25 protein-coding genes are annotated in these 20,836 nt (G+C 64.7%); 12 read left to right on the top strand and 13 right to left on the bottom strand.

Features of this window, described 5'->3' with window-relative positions:
* The first annotated feature begins 111 nt into the window (after positions 1–111).
* The 4 genes from ACUXVH_RS27830 (at position 112) to ACUXVH_RS27845 (ending at position 5,265) form a co-directional block, all read left to right on the top strand.
* The gene (locus ACUXVH_RS27830; protein ID WP_011063724.1) at positions 112–354 is read left to right on the top strand and encodes an exodeoxyribonuclease VII small subunit; all 243 of its coding nucleotides are present in this window, start codon (positions 112–114) and stop codon (positions 352–354) included.
* On the top strand, positions 351–1,238 hold the full coding sequence (gene ispA / locus ACUXVH_RS27835; RefSeq protein WP_019092778.1) for a (2E,6E)-farnesyl diphosphate synthase: 888 nt from the start codon (positions 351–353) through the stop codon (positions 1,236–1,238). Before ACUXVH_RS27830 ends, ispA begins: the two co-directional genes overlap by 4 nt.
* 112 nt (positions 1,239–1,350) lie before the next feature.
* Positions 1,351–3,252, top strand: coding sequence for a 1-deoxy-D-xylulose-5-phosphate synthase (gene dxs, locus ACUXVH_RS27840; RefSeq protein WP_065363609.1), 1,902 nt, complete (start codon positions 1,351–1,353; stop codon positions 3,250–3,252).
* Positions 3,253–3,372: 120 nt separating this feature from the next.
* On the top strand, positions 3,373–5,265 hold the full coding sequence (locus ACUXVH_RS27845; RefSeq protein ID WP_065363608.1) for a TonB-dependent receptor plug domain-containing protein: 1,893 nt from the start codon (positions 3,373–3,375) through the stop codon (positions 5,263–5,265).
* Between the two features lie 68 nt (positions 5,266–5,333).
* Here the strand turns inward: ACUXVH_RS27845 and ACUXVH_RS27850 are convergent, their stop codons facing one another.
* The 12 genes from ACUXVH_RS27850 to nrdR all read right to left on the bottom strand — a co-directional run bounded on the left by ACUXVH_RS27850 (position 5,334) and on the right by nrdR (position 14,008).
* Positions 5,334–6,131: a cobalamin-binding protein gene (locus ACUXVH_RS27850; protein WP_011063728.1), complete on the bottom strand. Its 798-nt coding sequence runs from the start codon at positions 6,129–6,131 to the stop codon at positions 5,334–5,336.
* Positions 6,131–6,550, bottom strand: coding sequence for an MFS transporter (locus ACUXVH_RS27855; RefSeq protein WP_065363607.1), 420 nt, complete (start codon positions 6,548–6,550; stop codon positions 6,131–6,133). The genes ACUXVH_RS27850 and ACUXVH_RS27855 overlap by 1 nt, the downstream gene beginning before the upstream one ends.
* Positions 6,547–7,164 carry a GTP cyclohydrolase II gene (gene ribA, locus ACUXVH_RS27860; protein ID WP_011063730.1) on the bottom strand — a complete coding sequence of 206 codons (618 nt, stop codon included), beginning with the start codon at positions 7,162–7,164 and terminating at the stop codon, positions 6,547–6,549. Before ribA ends, ACUXVH_RS27855 begins: the two co-directional genes overlap by 4 nt.
* Positions 7,165–7,292: 128 nt before the next feature.
* Positions 7,293–8,036: a substrate-binding periplasmic protein gene (locus ACUXVH_RS27865; protein WP_065363606.1), complete on the bottom strand. Its 744-nt coding sequence runs from the start codon at positions 8,034–8,036 to the stop codon at positions 7,293–7,295.
* Between the two features lie 10 nt (positions 8,037–8,046).
* On the bottom strand, positions 8,047–8,550 hold the full coding sequence (locus ACUXVH_RS27870) for a phosphatidylglycerophosphatase A family protein (protein WP_011063732.1): 504 nt from the start codon (positions 8,548–8,550) through the stop codon (positions 8,047–8,049).
* Positions 8,547–9,512, bottom strand: coding sequence for a thiamine-phosphate kinase (gene thiL, locus ACUXVH_RS27875; RefSeq protein WP_065363605.1), 966 nt, complete (start codon positions 9,510–9,512; stop codon positions 8,547–8,549). The genes ACUXVH_RS27870 and thiL overlap by 4 nt, the downstream gene beginning before the upstream one ends.
* An 18-nt stretch (positions 9,513–9,530) precedes the next feature.
* A complete protein-coding gene (gene nusB, locus ACUXVH_RS27880) occupies positions 9,531–10,031 on the bottom strand; it encodes a transcription antitermination factor NusB (protein ID WP_011063734.1) in 501 nt (166 codons plus the stop codon).
* Positions 10,028–10,504 carry a 6,7-dimethyl-8-ribityllumazine synthase gene (gene ribH, locus ACUXVH_RS27885; RefSeq protein WP_011063735.1) on the bottom strand — a complete coding sequence of 159 codons (477 nt, stop codon included), beginning with the start codon at positions 10,502–10,504 and terminating at the stop codon, positions 10,028–10,030. The genes nusB and ribH overlap by 4 nt, the downstream gene beginning before the upstream one ends.
* Before the next feature lie 91 nt (positions 10,505–10,595).
* Entirely contained in the window at positions 10,596–11,687 is a 1,092-nt protein-coding gene (gene ribBA, locus ACUXVH_RS27890) for a bifunctional 3,4-dihydroxy-2-butanone-4-phosphate synthase/GTP cyclohydrolase II (RefSeq protein ID WP_011063736.1), read from the bottom strand.
* A 16-nt stretch (positions 11,688–11,703) separates the two neighbouring features.
* Positions 11,704–12,366 carry a riboflavin synthase gene (locus tag ACUXVH_RS27895; RefSeq protein ID WP_011063737.1) on the bottom strand — a complete coding sequence of 221 codons (663 nt, stop codon included), beginning with the start codon at positions 12,364–12,366 and terminating at the stop codon, positions 11,704–11,706.
* A gap of 47 nt (positions 12,367–12,413) precedes the next feature.
* Entirely contained in the window at positions 12,414–13,547 is a 1,134-nt protein-coding gene (gene ribD, locus ACUXVH_RS27900) for a bifunctional diaminohydroxyphosphoribosylaminopyrimidine deaminase/5-amino-6-(5-phosphoribosylamino)uracil reductase RibD (RefSeq protein ID WP_015637201.1), read from the bottom strand.
* Positions 13,544–14,008, bottom strand: coding sequence for a transcriptional regulator NrdR (nrdR, locus tag ACUXVH_RS27905; RefSeq protein ID WP_019095943.1), 465 nt, complete (start codon positions 14,006–14,008; stop codon positions 13,544–13,546). The genes ribD and nrdR overlap by 4 nt, the downstream gene beginning before the upstream one ends.
* 129 nt (positions 14,009–14,137) lie before the next feature.
* On the opposite strand from nrdR, the gene ACUXVH_RS27910 reads away from it, so the two are divergent.
* The 3 genes from ACUXVH_RS27910 to trxA all read left to right on the top strand — a co-directional run bounded on the left by ACUXVH_RS27910 (position 14,138) and on the right by trxA (position 16,184).
* Complete coding sequence (locus tag ACUXVH_RS27910; RefSeq protein WP_041120023.1) at positions 14,138–14,596, top strand: lipoprotein; 459 nt, start codon at positions 14,138–14,140, stop codon at positions 14,594–14,596.
* Positions 14,593–15,249 carry a class I SAM-dependent methyltransferase gene (locus ACUXVH_RS27915; protein WP_053154128.1) on the top strand — a complete coding sequence of 219 codons (657 nt, stop codon included), beginning with the start codon at positions 14,593–14,595 and terminating at the stop codon, positions 15,247–15,249. The genes ACUXVH_RS27910 and ACUXVH_RS27915 overlap by 4 nt, the downstream gene beginning before the upstream one ends.
* A 62-nt stretch (positions 15,250–15,311) precedes the next feature.
* On the top strand, positions 15,312–16,184 hold the full coding sequence (trxA, locus tag ACUXVH_RS27920; protein WP_011063742.1) for a thioredoxin: 873 nt from the start codon (positions 15,312–15,314) through the stop codon (positions 16,182–16,184).
* An 83-nt stretch (positions 16,185–16,267) separates the two neighbouring features.
* On the opposite strand, the gene ACUXVH_RS27925 is transcribed toward trxA, so the two are convergent.
* On the bottom strand, positions 16,268–16,609 hold the full coding sequence (locus tag ACUXVH_RS27925; RefSeq protein ID WP_015637205.1) for a hypothetical protein: 342 nt from the start codon (positions 16,607–16,609) through the stop codon (positions 16,268–16,270).
* Positions 16,610–16,743: 134 nt separating this feature from the next.
* Between ACUXVH_RS27925 and ACUXVH_RS27930 the strand changes: the two genes are divergently transcribed.
* From ACUXVH_RS27930 to ACUXVH_RS27950, 5 genes are all read left to right on the top strand, one after another.
* On the top strand, positions 16,744–17,352 hold the full coding sequence (locus ACUXVH_RS27930; RefSeq protein WP_011063744.1) for a DUF2796 domain-containing protein: 609 nt from the start codon (positions 16,744–16,746) through the stop codon (positions 17,350–17,352).
* Positions 17,353–17,413: 61 nt separating this feature from the next.
* Positions 17,414–18,124, top strand: coding sequence for an ABC transporter ATP-binding protein (locus ACUXVH_RS27935; RefSeq protein WP_019093216.1), 711 nt, complete (start codon positions 17,414–17,416; stop codon positions 18,122–18,124).
* A gap of 1 nt (position 18,125) precedes the next feature.
* The gene (locus tag ACUXVH_RS27940; RefSeq protein ID WP_015637208.1) at positions 18,126–19,391 is read left to right on the top strand and encodes an ABC transporter permease; all 1,266 of its coding nucleotides are present in this window, start codon (positions 18,126–18,128) and stop codon (positions 19,389–19,391) included.
* A gap of 25 nt (positions 19,392–19,416) precedes the next feature.
* On the top strand, positions 19,417–19,938 hold the full coding sequence (locus tag ACUXVH_RS27945; protein ID WP_169893459.1) for a DUF3299 domain-containing protein: 522 nt from the start codon (positions 19,417–19,419) through the stop codon (positions 19,936–19,938).
* Positions 19,939–20,105: 167 nt separating this feature from the next.
* Positions 20,106–20,804 (top strand): OmpW/AlkL family protein, encoded by a 699-nt coding sequence (locus ACUXVH_RS27950; protein ID WP_011063748.1) that lies wholly within the window; start codon positions 20,106–20,108, stop codon positions 20,802–20,804.
* Positions 20,805–20,836 lie beyond the last annotated feature (32 nt).

Below are 20,836 nucleotides of genomic sequence, written 5' to 3' on the forward strand. Positions count from 1 at the left end.
CCCTACCCCAACGCCCCCCGCCCGAGGCCCGCCAGCGGGCGCTTCTCATTTGCCCGAAACCCCGCTGTCTGCTAGTGTCGCGCCGGTTTAACGTCAACCGGGATAGCCGCCATGGCCCGCAAAAAAGCTGCCTTAGATTTCGAACAATCCCTCGCCGACCTGCAAACCCTGGTCGAGCGTCTGGAGAACGGCGAGCTGTCGCTGGAAGACTCGTTGACCGCCTTCGAGCAAGGCATCGGCCTGACCCGCGATTGCCAGGCGGCCCTGGCCCAGGCCGAGCAGAAGGTGCAGATCCTCCTGGAGCGCGATGGCGAGCTGGCGGAACAGCCCTTCGATGCGGAACAGCCGGAATGATTACCGCCTATCAGGCCTCCAGCCAGGCCCGCGTCGACGCTGCAATGCACACCCTGTTCACCGCCCCTAGCCCCGAACTTGCCCGCCTCTATGAAGCCATGCGCTACAGCGTGATGAATGGCGGCAAGCGCGTGCGCCCGCTGCTGGCCTACGCCGCCTGCGAGGCCCTGGGCGGCAAGCCCGAGCAAGCCAACGGCGCCGCCTGCGCGGTGGAGCTGATCCACGCCTATTCCCTGGTGCATGACGACCTGCCGGCCATGGACGATGACGACCTGCGCCGCGGCCAGCCCACCACCCACAAGGCTTTCGATGAAGCCTGCGCGATCCTCGCCGGCGACGGCCTGCAGAGCCTGGCCTTCAGCGCCCTGCTGGACCCGGCCCTGAGCGACGCCAGCGCCGAGATCCGCCTGCGCATGGTCACCACCCTGGCCCAGGCCGCGGGCCCGGCGGGCATGGTCGGCGGCCAGGCCATCGACCTCGGCTCCGTGGGGCTCAAGCTGGACCAGCAGGCCCTGGAATACATGCATCGGCACAAGACCGGGGCACTGATCGAAGCCAGCGTGATCCTTGGCGCCCTGGCCAGCGGCCGGGCCGAAAAGGACGAGCTCAAGGCCCTGCAAACCTACGCTCAGGCCATTGGCCTGGCGTTCCAGGTGCAGGACGACATTCTCGATGTCGAAAGCGATACCGCCACCCTGGGCAAGCGCCAGGGCGCCGATATCGCCCGGGACAAGCCGACCTACCCGGCCTTGCTGGGCCTGGCCGCGGCCAAGGAGTACGCCCTGGAACTGCGCGACCAGGCGCTGCATGCCCTGCGTCCGTTTGACGCAGCGGCCGAGCCGCTGCGCGAGCTGGCGCGCTATATCGTCGAACGCCGCAGCTGATCGGCGGTCCGCAGCAGGACCGCATATCGGCCAAGTTCGGCGCTCTGCGTGGGCAGCTTGCGATGCATAAGGTAAACTGCCGCCTCTTTCTATACCTATAACGATTCGCCTGATGCCCACGACGTTTCATGAGATTCCCCGCAAACGCCCGACCACGCCGCTGCTCGACCGCGCCCAGACGCCGGACGGCCTGCGCCGGTTAGGCGAAGCCGAGCTGGAAACCCTGGCCGATGAGTTGCGCCTGGAATTGCTCTACACGGTCGGCCAGACCGGCGGGCACTTCGGTGCCGGCCTCGGGGTCATCGAGCTGACCATCGCGTTGCATTACGTGTTCGACACCCCGGACGACCGGCTGGTGTGGGACGTGGGTCACCAGGCGTATCCGCACAAGATCCTCACCGGGCGCCGTGAGCAGATGGCCAGCCTGCGCCAGAAAGACGGCCTGGCCGCCTTCCCGCGGCGCTCCGAGAGCGAGTACGACACCTTCGGCGTCGGCCACTCCAGTACCTCCATCAGCGCTGCCCTGGGCATGGCCATCGCCGCCCGCCTGCAGAACAGCGAGCGCAAGGCCATCGCCGTGATCGGCGACGGCGCCCTGACCGCGGGCATGGCCTTCGAGGCCCTGAACCACGCGCCGGAAGTGGACGCCAACATGCTGGTGATCCTCAACGACAACGACATGTCGATCTCGCGCAATGTCGGCGGGCTGTCCAACTACCTGGCCAAGATTCTCTCCAGCCGCACCTACGCCAGCATGCGCGAAGGCAGCAAGAAAGTGCTGTCGCGCCTGCCCGGGGCCTGGGAAATCGCTCGCCGCACCGAAGAATACGCCAAGGGCATGCTGGTCCCCGGCACCCTGTTCGAAGAACTGGGCTGGAACTACATCGGCCCCATCGACGGCCATGACCTGCCGACCCTGATCGCCACCCTGCGCAACATGCGCGACCTCAAGGGCCCGCAGTTCCTGCATGTGGTGACCAAGAAGGGCAAGGGCTTCGCCCCGGCGGAGGTCGACCCGATCGGCTACCACGCCATCACCAAGCTGGAACCCCTGGACGCCCCGGCGGCCGCGCCGAAAAAGGCCGGCGGGCCGAAGTACTCCGGTGTGTTCGGCGAATGGCTGTGCGACATGGCCGCCGCCGACCCGCGCCTGGTGGGCATCACCCCGGCGATGAAGGAAGGTTCGGACCTGGTGGCCTTCAGCGAGCGTTTCCCGCTGCGCTACTTCGACGTGGCAATTGCCGAGCAGCACGCCGTGACCCTGGCGGCCGGCATGGCCTGCGAGGGCGCCAAGCCGGTGGTGGCGATCTATTCGACCTTCCTCCAGCGCGGCTATGACCAGCTGATCCACGATGTGGCGGTACAGAACCTCGACGTGCTGTTCGCCATCGACCGCGCCGGCCTGGTGGGCGAAGACGGCCCGACCCACGCCGGCAGCTTCGACCTCTCCTACCTGCGCTGCATCCCCGGCATGCTGGTGATGACCCCGAGCGACGAGAACGAGCTGCGCATGATGCTCAGCACCGGGCACCTGTACAACGGCCCTGCGGCCGTGCGCTACCCGCGCGGCACCGGCCCCAACGCACCGATCGACAAGAGCCTGGAACCGATCGAGATCGGCAAGGGCGTGATCCGCCGCCAGGGCAGGCAAGTGGCCCTGCTGGTGTTCGGCGTGCAACTGGCCGAAGCCCTGCAAGTGGCCGAGAACCTCGACGCCACGGTGGTCGACATGCGCTTCGTCAAGCCACTGGATGAAGCCCTGGTACGCGAGATCGCCAGCAGCCACGAACTGCTGGTGACCATCGAGGAAAACGCCATCATGGGTGGCGCCGGCGGTGCGGTCAGCGAATACCTGGCACGGGAAAACATCCTCAAGCCGATCCTCCACCTGGGCTTGCCAGACGCCTACGTCGAGCACGCCAAACCGGCGCAGATGCTCGCCGAGTGCGGCCTCGACGAAGCCGGCATCGAGGCCTCGGTGCGCCAGCGCCTGGCGCTGCTGGGCCTGGCTTGATCCACAACGGCCAGCTGTAGCCGCTGTTGCACGCCCGCCATGCGGGCGTCGCTTTTTGGCCTTCACTGTGCAGCCTCTCCCACTTTGCGGCAAAGGCCGAGCCGCGCCAACGGAATAGCCATGAAACTCTCTCGCCTGGCCCTGCCGCTTTGCCTTTTGCCCTGCACCGAACTCTTTGCCGACACCCCCGACCGCGATCAGGCCCTGAAACTGCCCGAAATGCTGATCAGCGCCAACCGCCAGGTGGAAGCGCGCAATGACAGCAGCGCCGCCAACACCGTATTCACCCGGGAAGACATCGACCGCCTGCAACCCACCAGCCTGACCGACCTGTTGCAACGGGTGCCCGGGGTCCAGGTTGCCCAGAGCGGCGGCCGCGGCAACCTGCCGAACATTTTCATTCGCGGCACCAACTCGGCCCAGAGCCTGGTGCTGGTGGACGGCCAGCGCATCAGCAGCTCATCGAGCGGCGACAGTAACCTGCAGTTCATCAGTATCGAGCAGATAGAAAGGGTGGAAGTACTGCGTGGCTCGCGCTCAGTGATCTATGGCAGCGACGCCATTGGCGGGGTGATCCAGATCTTCACCCGGCGCGGAGCGGACTCGGGGCTCCATGGGCGCATGCGCGTCGCCGCTGGCAGCAACCAGACCTGGGAGCGCAGCCTGGGACTGTCCGGTGGAGATCAACAGACACGCTTCAGCCTCGGCGCCAACCTGGATGAAACCGCCGGGATCGACTGGACCCACGAATCGTTCCCCAGCGATGCCGACCATGATGGTTACCGCAACAAGTCGTTGAGCTTCACCCTCAGCCATGCGCTGAACGATGACCTGGAGGTAGGCCTCAACCTGCTGGATAACCGTGGTCGCACGCGCTATGACAACCCCTTCGGGCGCTACGACTCAAGCTACGACGTCTTCGCCCAGGATCCTTACACCGACTTCAGTGTCAGCAGCGTCAGCGGCTATCTCGATGCGCACATCAATGATTACTGGACGTCGCGAGTAGAGCTGGGGCATAGCGAGAACCGCGACCTCAAGCGCGACAAACTCAGTGACGAACGAAACGTATTCAATACCTACCGGGACTCGCTGAACTGGCAGAACGATCTGCGCCTGGACGAACACAACAGCCTGATCCTCGGCGCTGACTGGTACGAAGACCGGCTCAATACCAGCCCGGCGCGATTTGCCGAAGACAGCCGCTGGAACCGGGCGGCCTTCATTCAGCACCGCTTTCGCGGTGACAGTTTCTCCACCGAGCTGGGTCTGCGCCGTGACCAGAACCAGCAGTACGGCAGCCAGAACACTTGGAGCGGCACCTTTACCCTGCCGCTCAACCCGGACAATGACTTGCTGCTCTCCTATAGCGAAGGTTTCCGAGCGCCCAACTTCAGCGACCTGTATTACCCCGGCTTCAGCAACCCCGACCTCAAGCCGGAACACTCCAAGAGTTATGAATTGCAGTGGCGTAACCAACTGACGCAAAGCACTCGCCTGGAGACCTCGATCTTCCGCACCGATATCAAGGACGCAATCATTTATGACCGCATAGCCCAACGCCCGGAAAACGTTGGCGCAGCGAGAATCAACGGTTTCGAAGCGGCCCTGAAACAGGAACTGTTCGGCTGGCAGACCAGCATCGGCACCGCGATCATTGATCCGCGCAATCGCAAGGATGGCCATCAACTGCCGCGCCGTGCCCGCCGCACCTTGAATCTGGATCTAGACCGGCAGTTCGACCAATTGGCGCTAGGTGCCAGTTGGCAACTGGTGAGCAAGAGCCGTGAGGACTTGAGCACGAAAAAGCAGGTCCCGATTGGCGGCTACGGCCTGCTCGGACTGCGAAGCAGTTGGGCGATCAATCAGGAAGTGAAGCTGGACCTGAAACTCGACAACATCTTCGACAAGTCCTATAGCCGCGCGCTCTACGAGTACAACGGCAACGACTATGGCTACCGCAGCGAAGGCCGTACCTGGATGCTCGGCGTGACCTGGACGCCTAAGCTGTAAGGTTCGCCGCCTTCGTCGGCAAGCCGGCTCCTACAGGCCCCTAGGGCAAGGCCTGCCGGTGAACGGGCTCAGCGCTCAGGTGCGATCAAGGCACAGAGCCTGGCCGTCGCGGCAATCATCTGCCCGCTGGGCCGCTCCAGGCCCTTGTCCCTTACCAGCAGCAACCGCCCTTGCCGCACCGCCGCGACCTGCGGCCAGTCCTTCCAGGCATCCAGTTGTCCCTGGGCGGTGGCGAGGATCGCCTGCGGATTGCGCTGCAACACCGACTCGATACTGACCTGGGGCGCCGGCAGTTGCTGGTCGGCAAACACATTGCGCGCGCCGCAGACACTCAAGGCTTCGCTGATGATCTGCCCACCACCCACGGTGTACAGCGGCTGGTCCCAGACCTGATAGAACACCGGCAACGGCGGTTCGCGGTGATAGCGGACGCGCAATGCAGCCAGTTGCCCGTTCAACTCGGCGGCCAGCTCGCGGCCGGCCGCCGGGCGACCCAGGCGCTCGCCGATCTCGGCAATCTGCGCGGTCAGTTGCGGGAAGTCATGGGGTTCGGCAACCAGGGTGGGGATCCCCAGGCGCGCCAGTTGATCGCGCTGGGCCGGGCCGACACTGCCCGGCCAGAGCAACAGCAGATCAGGCTTGAGACTCAGCAAGCGCTCGATATCCAGCTGGCCGTAGCGCCCCACCGAAGGCAGGTCCTTCAGCGGCGCGGGCCGTTCACCGGCATCCAGCACGCCCACCAGCAGCTCGGCAGCCCCCAGCTCTACAACGATTTCCGAGAGCGATGGCGCAAGACTCACCACCCGCTGCGCCGCCAGCGCCGGAACACTGGCCAGCAGGCACAGGACCGCCAGCCAGCGCAGCATCAGCCCAGTTGACGCGGAATGCGATAGAGGTAGAACAGCACCGCCGTGGACACCGCCAGAAGCATCAGCGGCACCGCTTCCAGGCCGACGAACACCGCCAGGGTGCCGATCCAGGCCGGCAGCGACGCCGCCAGGAACGCCACCCGCCGGCTGGCCGCAAGGTTGATCCAGGCCGCCGGTTCCTCGGGAGTGTCCAGGGCTTTCTGGGTGGCGATCAGGGCGTGCTTGTAGCCGCCGAAGAAGCGCAGGCTGACGAACATCGATGCCACCCCGGCAATGAAGAACGGCATCGCCAGCACCGGCAGGATGGGCTCGCCCTGGCCGAACAGCGCGTTGATCACGAACAACGGCAACAGGCCCAGGGCCAGGTATTGCAACCAACTGACGGTCAGGCGCCGCTTGACTTGGCCCCGGGTCACGCGCGGTCGACCTCGCCCTGATGCTCGTTGCCCATCATGTGGTCGAGCTTGCTGGCCTTGGTCGCCAGGTAGAGTTTGTTGTGCGGGTTATGGCCGGTGTGCAGCGGTACGCGCTCGGCGACCTGGATCCCCATCTCGGTCAAGGCCTTGACCTTGCGCGGGTTGTTCGTCATCAGGCGCAGGGACTTGACCCCCAGGTGCTCCAGCATCGGCAGGCACATGGCGTAGTCGCGCTGGTCGGCGGCAAAGCCCAGGCGTTCGTTGGCCTCCACGGTGTCGGCGCCACCGTCCTGCAGTTCATAGGCGCGGATCTTGTTCAAGAGGCCGATACCCCGGCCTTCCTGGCGCAAGTACAGCAACACCCCACGACCTTCGCGGGCAATGGCCTGCAGGGCGGCTTCCAGTTGCGAGCCGCAGTCGCAACGCTGACTGAACAGTGCATCGCCGGTCAGGCACTCGGAGTGCAGGCGGCCGAGAACCGGAGCGCCGTCGGCGATATCGCCCAGGCTGAGCACCACATGCTCGCGGCCGGTAGCTTCATCGAGAAAACCATGCATGGTGAATTGCGCAAAAGGCGTAGGCAGCTTGCAAGCAGCAACAAAAACGACGGGCACTGTTGTGCTCCTGATCTGTATGAGGACTGGAGATTCGCAGAGGCGGCATTGTAACAGCAGCCTCCACTGGACGCTTAGGCTGAATTATCGGAGATAAAGATCGATAAGTTTGATCAACGCACCGCCGGCTAAGGGCTCCCGTCAAAGGGATAAGGCTGTTTCCAGCGCTCGAAGATCGGCCGCAAACGCCCGGTGCTCACCAGCTGTGCCATGCGCTGGTCGTACAGTTCGCGTATTTCCCGCCCGCGCGGGTTGCTGGCGAACCCCAGGTACAGCGGCAGCTCGGTCAGGTGGGTACGCTTGAACTGGCTCGGATCGGAGGCCTGCCCCAGCACGTAGTCGATCTCGGTCTGGGCATCGATGTAATAGTCGGCGCGGCTGTACAGCAGCATCGGCAGGATGCCGATGCGCCGGCGGATCTCGTTGTAGCGACGGATATTGGGCAGGTAGTCCTGGTACTTGTAGCCGCGCACCCAGACCAGTCGGTAACTGGCGATAGTCGCCAGGCTCAACTCGGGGTTGCTGGCCAGTCCCAGGGCGTAGATGTGATCGGTGTCGTAGTTCCAGTGGGGGTAAAGCACACCCGGCGACTCATCACGGTAGGCACCCATGTGGGCGTCCACTTCGCCGCGCTGTACCAGCCCGACCGAACGGGTATAGGGCACGCTGCAACGTTCGATGGTCACACCCAGCGGCTCGAAGACTTCGCGCAGGATGTCCCAGCCCAGCCCCTCGCCGTTGGCTTCGGTGTAATCGCTCCAGACCTCGCTGGCGATGCGAATGTGCCTGGGCTGCGCCTGCGGCTCCGCGGCCCGGACGCTGCAACAGCTCAAGGCAACCAGCAATACCAGCAGCGCGCGGCACACACCCATGCCTATTTCCTCAGCTGAAGCACCACACCAGCCCTTGCATCGCCAGCCAGGCAAACACCCCGGCGAGGACGTCGTCGAGCATGATGCCGACGCCGCCATGCACATGCCGGTCGATCCAGCGAATCGGCCAGGGCTTGAGAATGTCGAAGAAGCGGAACATCAGGAAACCTGCCAGCAGCCAGTACCAGCCTTCGGGCACCAGCCACAGGGTGATCCACATGCCGACCATTTCATCCCAGACGATGCCTTCGTGGTCATGCACCCGCAGATCGTCGGCCACCTTGCCGCACAGCCAGAAGCCGAACAGCATGGTGATGCCGAGCATCAGCCAGTAGCCCCAGTCCGGCAACATCTGCCACAGCGGGATAAAGGGTAGCGCAACCAGCGAACCCCAGGTGCCCGGCGCCTTGGGCAAGGTGCCGGAACCAAAGCCGAAGGCCAGGAAATGCCAGGGGTTGCGCCACACCGACGGCGGTACGAACTCCGCCGGGACCTGTTTGGGATGATCTGTCACTGTGTCTCCGGAAAGTGTTGATAACCCCGGGTGCCGGGGGTGATGTCCTGCCCATCGGCATCCAGCAGGGTCACCCCCTGCCCGGCCACCACTCGCCCGACCACCCGCACTGGCCAGCCGGCCGTCAGTAGCGGCGCCAGTTCGGCCGGTGGCAGGGTGAAGGCCAGGACGTAGTCGTCACCGCCACTCAGGGCCGCGGCGCGAGCGCCCTGCTGGCCGAGAAAGCCCAGCAGCACCGGCGATAGCGGCAGCTTCTCGACCTCGACCTGCAAACCAACCGCCGAGGCCGTGGCGATATGGCCGCAGTCGGCCAGCAAGCCATCGGAGATGTCCAGCGCCGCCGTGGCCTTGCCCCGCAGCGCCTGGCCCAGGGCCAGTTGCGGTTGCGGCGACCAGTAATGGGCCAGCAGTGGCTCAGCCAGCGCCGGCTCGGCGCTGCGCTGGCCCAGAACCAGCGGCAAGGCGCCGGCGGCGTTGCCCAGGTCACCGCCGACGCACAGCAGATCGCCTGCCCGAGCACCGCTGCGGGTCAGGGCCAGGCCGGCAGGTACCCGGCCGAATACCGTCAGGGTCAGGGTCAAGGGGCCGCGGGTGGTATCGCCACCGATCAGGCGCACCCCGCAGTTCTGCGCCATGGCATTCAAGCCTTGGGCATAGGCCTGCAGCCAATCGGTGCTTACCGTCGGCAGGGTCAGGGCAAGGGTAAAGGCCAGTGGCGTGGCGCCCATGGCGGCCAGGTCGCTGACAGCCACCGCCAGGGAGCGTTGGCCAAGAAGAAAGGGCTCGCAGGGATCGGCGAAATGCACACCGGCCACCAGGGTGTCGGTGGAAATCGCCAACTGCTCGCCAGGGGCAACTGCCAGCAAGGCGCAGTCGTCGCCGATCCCCAGGGCAACACCCTCGCCGCCCTGCGCACAAGGCGCGGCAGCGAAGAAGTTGCGGATCAGCTCAAACTCGCCCATGGCAGCTGCAAGCGCGGTTCAGCGCTTGAACGCCTTCACTTCAGCTTCGCGCAGGCGTGGGGCCAGCTTGTCGAGTACGCCATTGACGAACTTGTGGCCATCGGTGGAACCGAAGACCTTGGCCAGCTCGATACCTTCGTTGATCACAACGCGGTACGGCACGTCGACGCGCTTGAGCAGTTCCCAGGTAGACAGGCGCAGAACCGCCAGTTCCACAGGGTCCAGCTCATCGATGGCCAGGTCCAGGCAAGGCACGAGCGCAGTGTCGATCTCGTTCTTGTTGGCCGGAACCCCGTGCAGGATCTCACGGAAGTAGGCGCCATCGATGTCAGTGAAATCGTTGTCGACCCGAAACTGCGCTTCGATCTCGTTCAGCGAATGCTTGGCCATGTGCCATTGGTACAGCGCCTGGGTCGCGAGCTGACGGGCTTCGCGACGCTTGGCGCTCTTGGATGGCTTGCCGGCATTGGCAGGCTTGGGATCGCGCGGGTTGAAACGATCGCTATCGTCGCTAATCACTTGGCCTCCAACTGCGCCAGCAGGCTGACCATTTCCAGGGCGGACAGGGCAGCTTCAGCACCTTTGTTGCCGGCCTTGGTGCCGGAACGCTCGATGGCTTGTTCGATCGAGTCAACGGTCAGCACGCCGAAGGCCACTGGCACGCCGAACTCCATGGACACCTGGGCCAGGCCCTTGGTGCACTCGCCAGCCACGTATTCGAAGTGCGGAGTACCGCCACGAATGACCGCGCCCAGGGCGACGATTGCCGCGAACTCACCCTTTTGTGCCACTTTCTGTGCAACCAACGGAATTTCGAAGGCGCCAGGAGCACGGATGATGGTGATGTCGCTTTCGCTCACGCCGTGGCGAACCAGGGCGTCAACCGCGCCGCTGACCAGGCTTTCGACGACGAAGCTGTTGAAACGGCCGACCACCAGGGCATAGCGGCCTTTAGGGGCGATGAAGGTACCTTCGATGGTCTTCAGGGTCATTCGACAAATCTCTTAAAGAGCCAGAGCGTGTCTAGTACACGCTCTTCAGTGATATTTGAACCGCGAATAGGCTGCCGGAAACAGGCGGCTTTTATTCGGAGGGCACGTATTCTACAACTTCCAGGTCGAAACCGGATATCGCATTAAACTTCATCGGCGCACTCATCAGGCGCATTTTGCGTACACCCAGGTCGCGCAGGATCTGCGAACCGGCACCGACGATGCTATAGGTGGTGGGCTTCTTCGCCGGCTGGTGCTCCGCGGTTTCACGGATATGCGCCAGCAGCACGTCGCCATCCAGCGGGTGCCCGAGCAACAGCACCACGCCACTGCCGGCCTCGGCCACCGTGGCCATGGCCGCCCGCAGGCTCCAGCGGCCCGGTTGCTTGACCATCAGCAGGTCGCGCAGCGGATCCATGTTGTGCACCCGTACCAGGGTCGGCTCTTCAGCGCAGATCTCGCCCAGGGTCAGGGCCATGTGCACGTCGCCTTCCACGGAATCACGATAGGTCACCAGGTTGAACTGGCCCAGTTCGCTATCCAGCGGCTGCTCGGCAATCCGCTGAACGGTACGTTCGTGGATCATCCGGTAGTGGATCAGGTCGGCAATGGTGCCGATCTTGATGTTGTGCTCGGCGGCGAAGGCTTCCAGTTCGGTGCGACGGGACATGGTGCCGTCGTCGTTCATCACTTCGCAGATCACCCCGCTGGGCTCGAAACCGGCCATGCGCGCCAGGTCGCAGGCGGCCTCGGTGTGGCCAGCGCGGGCCAGGGTGCCGCCGGGCTGGGCCATCAGCGGGAAGATGTGGCCCGGGCTGACGATGTCCTCGGCCTTGGCGTCCTTGGCAGCGGCAGCCTGCACGGTACGGGCGCGGTCAGCGGCGGAGATGCCGGTGGTCACGCCTTCGGTGGCCTCGATGGAGACGGTGAACTTGGTGCCAAACCCCGAACCGTTGCGCGGCGCCATCAGCGGCAGCTTGAGCAGCTCGCAGCGCTCGCGGCTCATGGGCATGCAGATCAGGCCGCGGGCGTGCTTGGCCATGAAGTTGATGTGTTCGGCCTTGCAGCACTCGGCGGCCATGATCAGGTCGCCTTCGTTCTCGCGATCTTCGTCATCCATGAGGATGACCATCTTGCCTTGGCGGATGTCTTCAACCAGTTCTTCGATGCTGTTGAGCGCCACTCGGCACCCCCTTGAGTCAGGATTTGAGATAGCCGTTAGCGGCCAGAAAACTTTCGGTAATGGTGCCGCCCGTGGCCTCGGCCGCCTTGTCGCCCAGCAGCAGGCGCTCCAGGTAGCGCGCCAGCAGGTCCACCTCAAGGTTGACCTGCCGACCCGGCCGGTAGTCGGCCATGATGGTTTCCGCCAGGGTGTGGGGAACGATGGTCAGCTCGAACTCGGCGCCATTGACCGCGTTGACCGTCAGGCTGGTGCCGTCGACGGTGATCGAGCCTTTATGGGCGATGTACTTGGCCAGCTCTTTCGGTGCGCGGATGCGGAACTGGATGGCCCGGGCATTTTCTTCCCGCGCCACCACTTCACCGACGCCGTCGACATGGCCACTGACCAGGTGACCGCCCAGGCGGGTGGTCGGGGTCAGGGCTTTCTCCAGGTTCACCCGGCTGCCGGCCTTCAACTGATGAAAGGCGGTGCAGTCCAGGGTTTCACGGCTGACATCGGCCCAGAAACCATCGCCAGGCAGTTCAACTGCGGTCAGGCAGACGCCGTTCACCGCGATGCTGTCGCCCAGTTTGACGTCGGCCAGATCAAGCTTGCCGGTTTCTACATAGACCCGCACATCTCCGCCTTTTGGGGTCAATGCGCGAATGCTGCCGATGGATTCGATGATGCCGGTGAACATGGAGTCCTCCTCGAGAACAGGGCCGCCGGGTAGGCGAAAGTCGGGAATTATACGCTCGCTGGCGGGGCCGGGATGGCAGTGACTCGCCAGTCATCGCCCACCGCACGCATTTCTATGATCTTCAGCAATGGCGCCTGGCTCATCTGCGCCAGCGGCCAGTCCAGCAACGGCCGCGCAGAGGAACCGAGGAACTTGCCGGCGACGAATATCTGGTACTCGTCCACCAGGCCCTGCTGGGCAAAGGCCCCGGCCAGGCGTGGGCCGGCTTCCACCAGCACTTCGTTGACCCCACGGGCCGCCAGCTCCAACAGCAGGCGACGCAGATCCACCTGGCCATCGGGGCCGGGAACAATCAGGCATTCCGGGCCGTTGGCGTATTGCTCTTCCACCGCCGCACAAGTGGCAACCAACGCTGGGCCGGCCTTGAAGAATGGCGCATCCAGAGGCACCCGCAGGCGGCCGTCGATCAGCACCCGCAACGGCGGCCGGCTCATGGCCAGGGCGGTCTGCTCGGCATCCAGGCCCAGTTCGGCGGCGCGCACGGTCAGCCGCGCGTCGTCCGCCAGCACTGTGTCGGCGCCGGTCAGTACCACGCTGGACTCGGCCCGCAGGCGCTGCACTGCAGAGCGCGCCGCAGGGCCAGTGATCCACTGGCTCTCGCCACTGGCCATGGCGGTGCGGCCATCCAGGCTCATGGCCAGCTTGACCCGCACATAAGGCAAGCCGTGCTCCATGCGTTTCAGAAAGCCTTTATTGATCGCCCGCGCCTCGCCTTCCAGCACACCGCCATGGGTGTCGATGCCGGCCTGGGCCAGGCGATGCAAGCCACGGCCGGCCACTTCCGGGTTGGGGTCCTGCATGGCCGCGACCACCCGTGCCACACCGGCATTCACCAGGGCGTCGGCGCAGGGCGGCGTACGCCCGTGATGGCTGCAGGGTTCGAGGGTCACATAGGCGGTGGCGCCACGGGCCAGTTCACCGGCCGCGCGCAGGGCATGCACCTCGGCATGGGGCTCGCCGGCCCGCACGTGCCAGCCCTCGCCCACCACCTGGCCGTCGCGCACGATGACGCAGCCGACACGCGGGTTGGGATGGGTGGAGTAGCGACCCTTGCGCGCCAGTTCCAGAGCACGGGCCATGTAGTGGGCGTCGAGGACCGCTTGCTCGGCAGGCTGGCTCATTGCTTGGCCGGCTCACGGGCGAGACGGTCGATCTCTTCGCGGAATTCGTTGAGGTCCTGGAAACGGCGATAGACCGAGGCGAAGCGGATGTAGGCGACTTCATCGAGCTTCTGCAGCTCGGTCATCACCAGCTCACCCACGACCAGCGACTTGACCTCGCGCTCGCCGGTGGCCCGCAGCTTGTGCTTGATGTGCACCAGCGCCGCCTCCAGACGCTCGACACTCACCGGGCGTTTTTCCAGGGCGCGCTGCATACCGGCGCGCAGTTTTTCTTCGTCGAAGGGCTGACGGCTGCCGTCAGTCTTGATCAGGCGCGGCATCACCAGTTCGGCGGTTTCGAAGGTGGTGAAACGTTCACCACAGGCCAGGCATTCACGCCGGCGGCGCACCTGTTCGCCCTCGGCGACCAGACGCGAGTCGATGACCTTGGTGTCGTTGGCACCGCAGAAGGGACAGTGCATGGTGGCAGGCAACAAAAAAAGGGAGGGCCATGGTAGCGCATCCCACTGGCAAGACAAGCCATAGCCTTTACGGTATACAGACCGACTATTATGTTTCGCACACGGAAATTCGCCTTGTTGGAGCTTCAGATGCCGCTCAGACCGCTCGTTCTGCTCAGTCTTGTCAGCCTGTTGGTCGCTTGCAGCAGCGATACGCCAAAAACCGCGGCCCCCTCCACTTCACAGCAGCAGGCGGTGAAAAAAAATCAGGAACCGGCCGATCCAGGCCCCTTGCCGGCCTACCAGCGCGAGTTGAGTGGCACCCTCGAGGGCGTACCGGCCGGCGCCGACGTCGAGCTGGCCCTGCTGGTGATCGATGAGCGCGGCCGTCCGCAACGCCTGCTGGCCAGCAGCAACCTGAGCGGCACCAGCCAGGCCCTGCCGTTCCGCCTGCGCTTTGCCACCGAAGCCTTTCCGGCCGGCGCCCGGGTCGAACTGCGCGGCCGCGCCAGCCAGTCCGGCCAACTGATCCTGCACCTGCCGGCCCAACGCATCGACCAACCCACCAGCCAGGCCCTGGGCCAACTGCAATTTGTCAAAGCCCCATGAATGTCCCGCTCGACCTGCAAGCTGCCCTCAGCGAACTGCTGGGGGACGCGCGACTGGTAGCCTGCGAGCTGCCCGATACCACGCTGAAGCTCTGGCTGATCGACGCCGACAACATGGACCGCGCCTTCACCCCGGAAGAAACCCGGCGCATCCTCCACGAGCCGCCCTACTGGAGCTTCTGCTGGGCCAGCGGCCTGGCCCTGGCGCGCTACCTGGCCGAGCAGCCGCATTGGGTCGCGGGCAAGCGGGTGCTGGATTTCGGTGCCGGTTCCGGCGTGGCGGCGATTGCCGCGGCCAAGGCCGGGGCCCGGGAAGTGGTGGCCTGTGACCTTGACCCGCTGGCCATTGCCGCCTGCCGGGCGAATGCCCGACTCAATGGCGTCGAGCTGAGCTATTCCATGGATTTCTTCGCCGAGGCCGACCGCTTCGACCTGATCCTGGTGGCGGACGTGCTCTACGACCGGGCCAACCTGCCGCTGCTGGACCAGTTCCTCAGCCGTGGTCGCCAGGCCCTGGTGGCGGATTCCCGCGTACGGGACTTCCAGCACCCGCTCTATCAGCGCCTGGAAATGCTCAATGCCCTCACCCTGCCCGACCTGGCCGAACCCTGGGAATTTCGCAACGTGAGCCTCTATCACGCACAGCGGCGATAGCGATTTTCAGCCTCCCGGCCAGCCTTTATAGTGGTTCCATTCCCGCTTATTCGAGATACCCCATGAGTCAGGAAACGCCCTACATCTTCGACGCCCGCACCGCTGATTTCGACCAGTCGGTGATCGAGAACTCCTTTCACAAGCCGGTCCTGGTGGACTTCTGGGCCGAGTGGTGTGCGCCCTGCAAGGCGCTGATGCCGATGCTGCAGCAAATTGCCGAGAGCTATCAGGGCGAACTGCTGCTGGCCAAGGTCAACTGCGACATCGAGCAGGACATCGTCGCCCGCTTCGGCATCCGCAGCCTGCCCACCGTGGTGCTGTTCAAGGACGGCCAGCCCGTAGACGGCTTTGCCGGTGCGCAACCGGAATCCGCGGTGCGGGCCATGCTCGAACCCCATGTGCAGATGCCGCCACCGCCGGCCGCCGATCCCCTGGAACAGGCCGAAGCCCTGTTTGCCGAAGGTCGTATCGGCGATGCCGAGGCCCTGCTCAAGGTGCTGCTGGGCGAAGACAACAGCAACGCCAAGGCGCTGATCCTCTACGCCCGCTGCCTGGCCGAGCGTGGCGAGCTGGGTGAAGCCCAGACCGTGCTCGACGCGGTCAAGAGCGATGAGCACAAGGCGGCCCTGGCCGGAGCCAAGGCGCAGATCACCTTCCTCAAGCAGGCCGCGGACCTGCCGGACGCCGCCGAGCTCAAGGCGCGCCTGGCCAAGGACCCGCAGGACGATGAAGCGCTGTACCAACTGGCGATCCAGCAACTGGCGCGCCAGCAATATGAAGCGGCGCTCGAAGCCCTGCTCAAGCTGTTCATGCGCAACCGCAGCTACAACGAAGGCATCGCCCACAAGACCCTGCTGCAAGTCTTCGACCTGCTGGGCAACGACCACCCCCTGGTGACCGCCTACCGCCGCAAGCTGTTCGCCGCCCTGTACTGAGCCGGCTGGTGCAGGAGCTGGCTTGCCAGCAAAAGCGTTCTGACAGGCCGAACGCGTTCGCCAGCAAGCGGGCTCCTGCAGGGTCATTGCACCCAGCTGTAGATCGGCGTATCGGCGCCGCTCACCACCTTGACCTCGGCGCAGTGGCGCAAGCGCACCAACAAGCGCTTGCCTGCCGCCGCGCTACCGGCCAGCCCTTCCAGTTGCTCCAGCAACTCCGGCCCGCTGAGCTGCCCGGCCTTGCGCAGCAACTCCTTGGTGGTCTGCCACAGGGCATCGTCCTGGCTGGCTGGCTTCGCCGCCACCGCGACGCTCTCGGGCTTGGCCGCCTGCAACTGCGCACCCAGTTGCGCCCAGTCGCCTTCGTCCAGTTCCAGGGTCAAATCCACCGGCCAGTCGCCGATGCTTCCACGAATCCGCAACATTGCTGTGCTCCTGAATTTTTCTGACGAGCATGCTCCCACGCGTCTTGCGCAACGCCAAGCGGCCGGTCAAACTCAGCGGCCGATTGTTATAAGATCACATAACATTTATTTCATCTTCGCTCCGGAGACTTGCTATGCGCCGTCTGCTACTCGCCCTGCCGTTCGCCCTGTTGCCGCTGGCCGCCGCCCAGGCCGCGCAAGCCCATGATCACGAGCATGAACATGGCAGCCTCGGCGCCCACGAACATGGAGTCGGCCGTTTGAACGCAGTGCTCGACGGCCAGACCCTGGAACTGGAGCTGGAGAGCCCGGCAATGAACCTGGTGGGCTTCGAACACGCTCCGAGCACCGACGCCGACAAGGCCAAGGTGGCTGCCGCCCGCACCCAGCTGGAACAGCCGCTGGTACTGTTCAGCCTGCCCAAGGCAGCGGCGTGCGTGGTGGCCAAGCAGGAGCTGGAGAGCCCGCTGTTCGGCGACAAGCCCGATGCCGATGATCACGATGACGACGACCACGACGAAGATGCCAAGGACACCGCTGGCCACGAGCATCACCATGAGCACAGCGAGATCCACGCCCACTACCAGTTCACCTGCGCCAAGCCGGATGCCCTGAAGACCCTCGATCTGGGGCAGGTCTTCAAGACCTTCCCCGCCACCCAGAAAATTCAGGTACAACTCATTTCGCCGAATGGCCAGCAGGGCGTCGAAGCCAGCGCCACGGCGGCAACCCTGAAGTTCTGAGCGCCAACCCTGTAGCCGCTGCCTTCGGCGGCTACAACACTCATCCGATGATCGACCCGACATGACCCAAGCACTTATCGAACTGTCCAACCTGGGCTTCAACTGGCCCGGTCATCCACCGTTACTGGACATCCCGGACTTTCGCCTGGAAGTCGGCGAAACCCTGTTCCTCAAGGGCCCCAGCGGCAGCGGCAAGACCACCCTGCTGGGCCTGCTGGGCGGCGTGCAGAAACCCAACCAGGGCAGCATTCGCCTGCTGGGCCAGGAGCTGACCGAGCTTTCGGCCGGCGCCCGCGACCGCTTTCGCGTCGATCACACCGGCTACATCTTCCAGCAGTTCAACCTGCTGCCGTTTCTCTCGGTACGCGAGAACGTCGAGCTGCCCTGCCACTTCTCCAAGCTACGGGCCGGCCGCGCCGCACAGCGCCATGGCAGCGTCGACCAGGCCGCAGCCACCCTGCTGGCCCACCTGGGGCTGAAGGACCCGGAGCTGCTCGGCCGCCGCGCCGATTCGCTATCCATCGGCCAGCAGCAGCGGGTCGCTGCGGCCCGGGCGCTGATCGGCCAGCCGGAACTGGTGATTGCCGACGAACCGACTTCGGCGCTGGACCACGACGCCCGGGAAGCCTTCCTCCAATTGCTGTTCGCCGAATGCCGCGAAGCCGGGGCCAGCCTGCTGTTCGTCAGCCACGACCAGAGCCTGGCAGCGCTGTTCGATCGCAACCTGTCGCTGGCCGAACTCAATCGCGCCGCCAAGCCCGCAGAGGTCTGAGATGTATCTGTTCCGTCTAGCCATGGCCAGCCTGGCTAACCGTCGCTTCACCGCGATCCTCACCGCCTTCGCCATTGCCCTCTCGGTCTGCCTGCTGCTGGCGGTGGAGCGGGTGCGCACCGAAGCCCGGGCCAGTTTCGCCAGCACCATCAGCGGCACCGACCTGATCGTCGGCGCCCGTTCCGGTTCGGTGAACCTGCTGCTGTACTCGGTATTCCGCATCGGCAACGCCACCAACAACATCCGCTGGGACAGCTTCGAGCACTTCGCCAGCAACCCCAAGGTAAAGTGGGCGATCCCGATTTCCCTGGGCGACTCCCACCGCGGCTACCGGGTGATGGGCACCACCGACGCCTACTTCCAGCACTACCAGTACGGCCACCAGCAGAACCTGCAACTGGCGGTGGGCCGGGCCTTCGCCAGCGACCCCTTCGAAGTGGTGCTGGGGGCCGAAGTCGCCGATGCCTTGCACTACAAGCTGGGGGACAAGCTGGTACTGGCCCATGGCGTGGCGGCCATCAGCCTGGTCAAGCACGACGACAAGCCCTTCACCGTGGTCGGCATCCTCAAGCGCACCGGCACTCCGGTGGACCGCACCCTGCACATCAGCCTGGGCGGCATGGAGGCGATCCACATCGACTGGCACAACGGCGTGCCGGCCCGTGGCGAGGGGCGCATCAGCGCCGACCAGGCGCGCAACATGGACCTGACGCCCCAGGCCATCACCGCCTTCATGCTGGGCCTCAACAGCAAGATCTCGACCTTCGCCCTGCAACGGGAGATCAACGAATTCCGCGGCGAGCCGATGCTGGCGATCCTGCCCGGCGTGGCCCTGCAGGAACTCTGGAGCCTGATGGGCACCGCCGAGAAAGCCTTGTTCGTGGTGTCGCTGTTCGTGGTCCTGACCGGCCTGATCGGCATGCTCACGGCGATCCTCACCAGCCTCAATGAACGCCGGCGGGAGATGGCCATCCTGCGCTCGGTGGGCGCGCGCCCCTGGCACATTGCGACCCTGCTGATCTTCGAAGCCTTCGCCCTGGCGCTGTTCGGGGTGCTGGCCGGGCTTGGCCTGCTGTACCTGGGCATCGCCCTGGCCCAGGGCTACGTGCAGTCGAATTACGGCCTGTACCTGCCACTGTCCTGGCCCAGCCAGTATGAGTGGACGCTGCTGGGCGGTATTCTGATCGCCGCGCTGCTGATGGGCAGCGTGCCGGCCTGGCGCGCCTACCGGCAATCCCTGGCCGATGGCCTGTCGATTCGTTTATGAGCCCTGGTTTATGAAGACCCAACGCTTGCTGCGCTCTCTGCTTGCCCTGTCGCTGCTGTTCAGCTCGCCGCTGTGGGCGGCGGGGGCTCCGAAGGACCTGACCTGGTCGGAAATGATCCCGCCGGACGCGCCGCCGGAAGTGCCGAACATGAAGCCGCTGCACGACCTGTCGCAGATGAGCGATGCGCTGTCCGCCGAATCGGCTCCCGCTGCCAAGCAGGACCTGCCCAATGCCCCGGTGGTGAAGAGCCTCGACGGCCAATCGGTGCGCCTGCCCGGCTACATCGTGCCCCTGGAAGTGAGCGAGGAAGGACGCACCACAGACTTCCTGCTGGTGCCCTACTTCGGCGCCTGCATCCACGTACCGCCACCGCCGTCGAACCAGATCGTCCACGTCACCAGCGAAGTCGGGGTGAAACTCGATGAGCTGTACCAGCCGTACTGGATCGAAGGCGACATGCAGGTCAAGCCCTCCACCAGCGAGCTGGCGGATGCCGGCTACCAGATGGTGGCGCAGAAGATCTACGTCTACGAGTTGCCGGAGTAAAAGAGCACGGGCGGGCGACGCCCGGGGAACGTCAAAAGAGTGCGGGGCAAAAGAATAGTTCACCCCGCCAACCGGGGTTTGCCATTTCATTGAGCTGAGTCAAGGCGGTCAACTTGACGATCCTTACCATTGGACATAGCCAATCTGAATCGTCCTTTGGAGCTCCCATGCACAAGTCTCTGCTTAGCGCCTCCCTGATCGCGCTCGCACTCGCCGCCCCGATTGCCAACGCCCACGAAGCTGGTGACATCATCGTTCGTGCCGGTGCGATTACCGTCAAACCCAAAGCCAACAGCTCCGACGTCAAGGTCGACAGCGGCCCACTGGCTGGCGCCAACCTGGGCGGCAAGGCGACCATGGACAGCGACACTCAGTTGGGCTTGAACTTCGCCTACATGCTGACCAACAACATCGGTATCGAGTTGCTGGCCGCCACCCCGTTCGAACACGACGTGAAGATCCGCAACACGTCCCTGGCTCCGGCCAACGGCAAGCTGGGTACTCTCAAGCACCTGCCACCGACCCTGAGCGTGGTGTACTACCCGCTGGACCACAAGTCGGTGTTCCAACCCTACGTCGGTGCCGGTATCAACTACACCTGGATCTACGACGAGCACGTCGGCAGCCGCGCCCAGTCCGAAGGTTTCGACAACTTCCGCGCCAAGAACTCCTGGGGCCTGGCCTGGCAGATCGGTGCCGACTACATGCTGACCGACAACATCATGATCAACGCCCAGGCACGCTACATCGACATCGATACCCGCGCCTACGTGGACAACAACGCCCTGGCCGCCGGCACTCGTGCCAAGGTCAATGTGGACGTCGACCCATGGGTCTACATGGTGGGCCTGGGTTACAAGTTCTAAACCCGCCAGCAATAAAAAAGGCGCCTTGCAAG

The sequence above is a fragment of the Pseudomonas sp. 8(2025) genome (genome assembly GCF_052665325.1).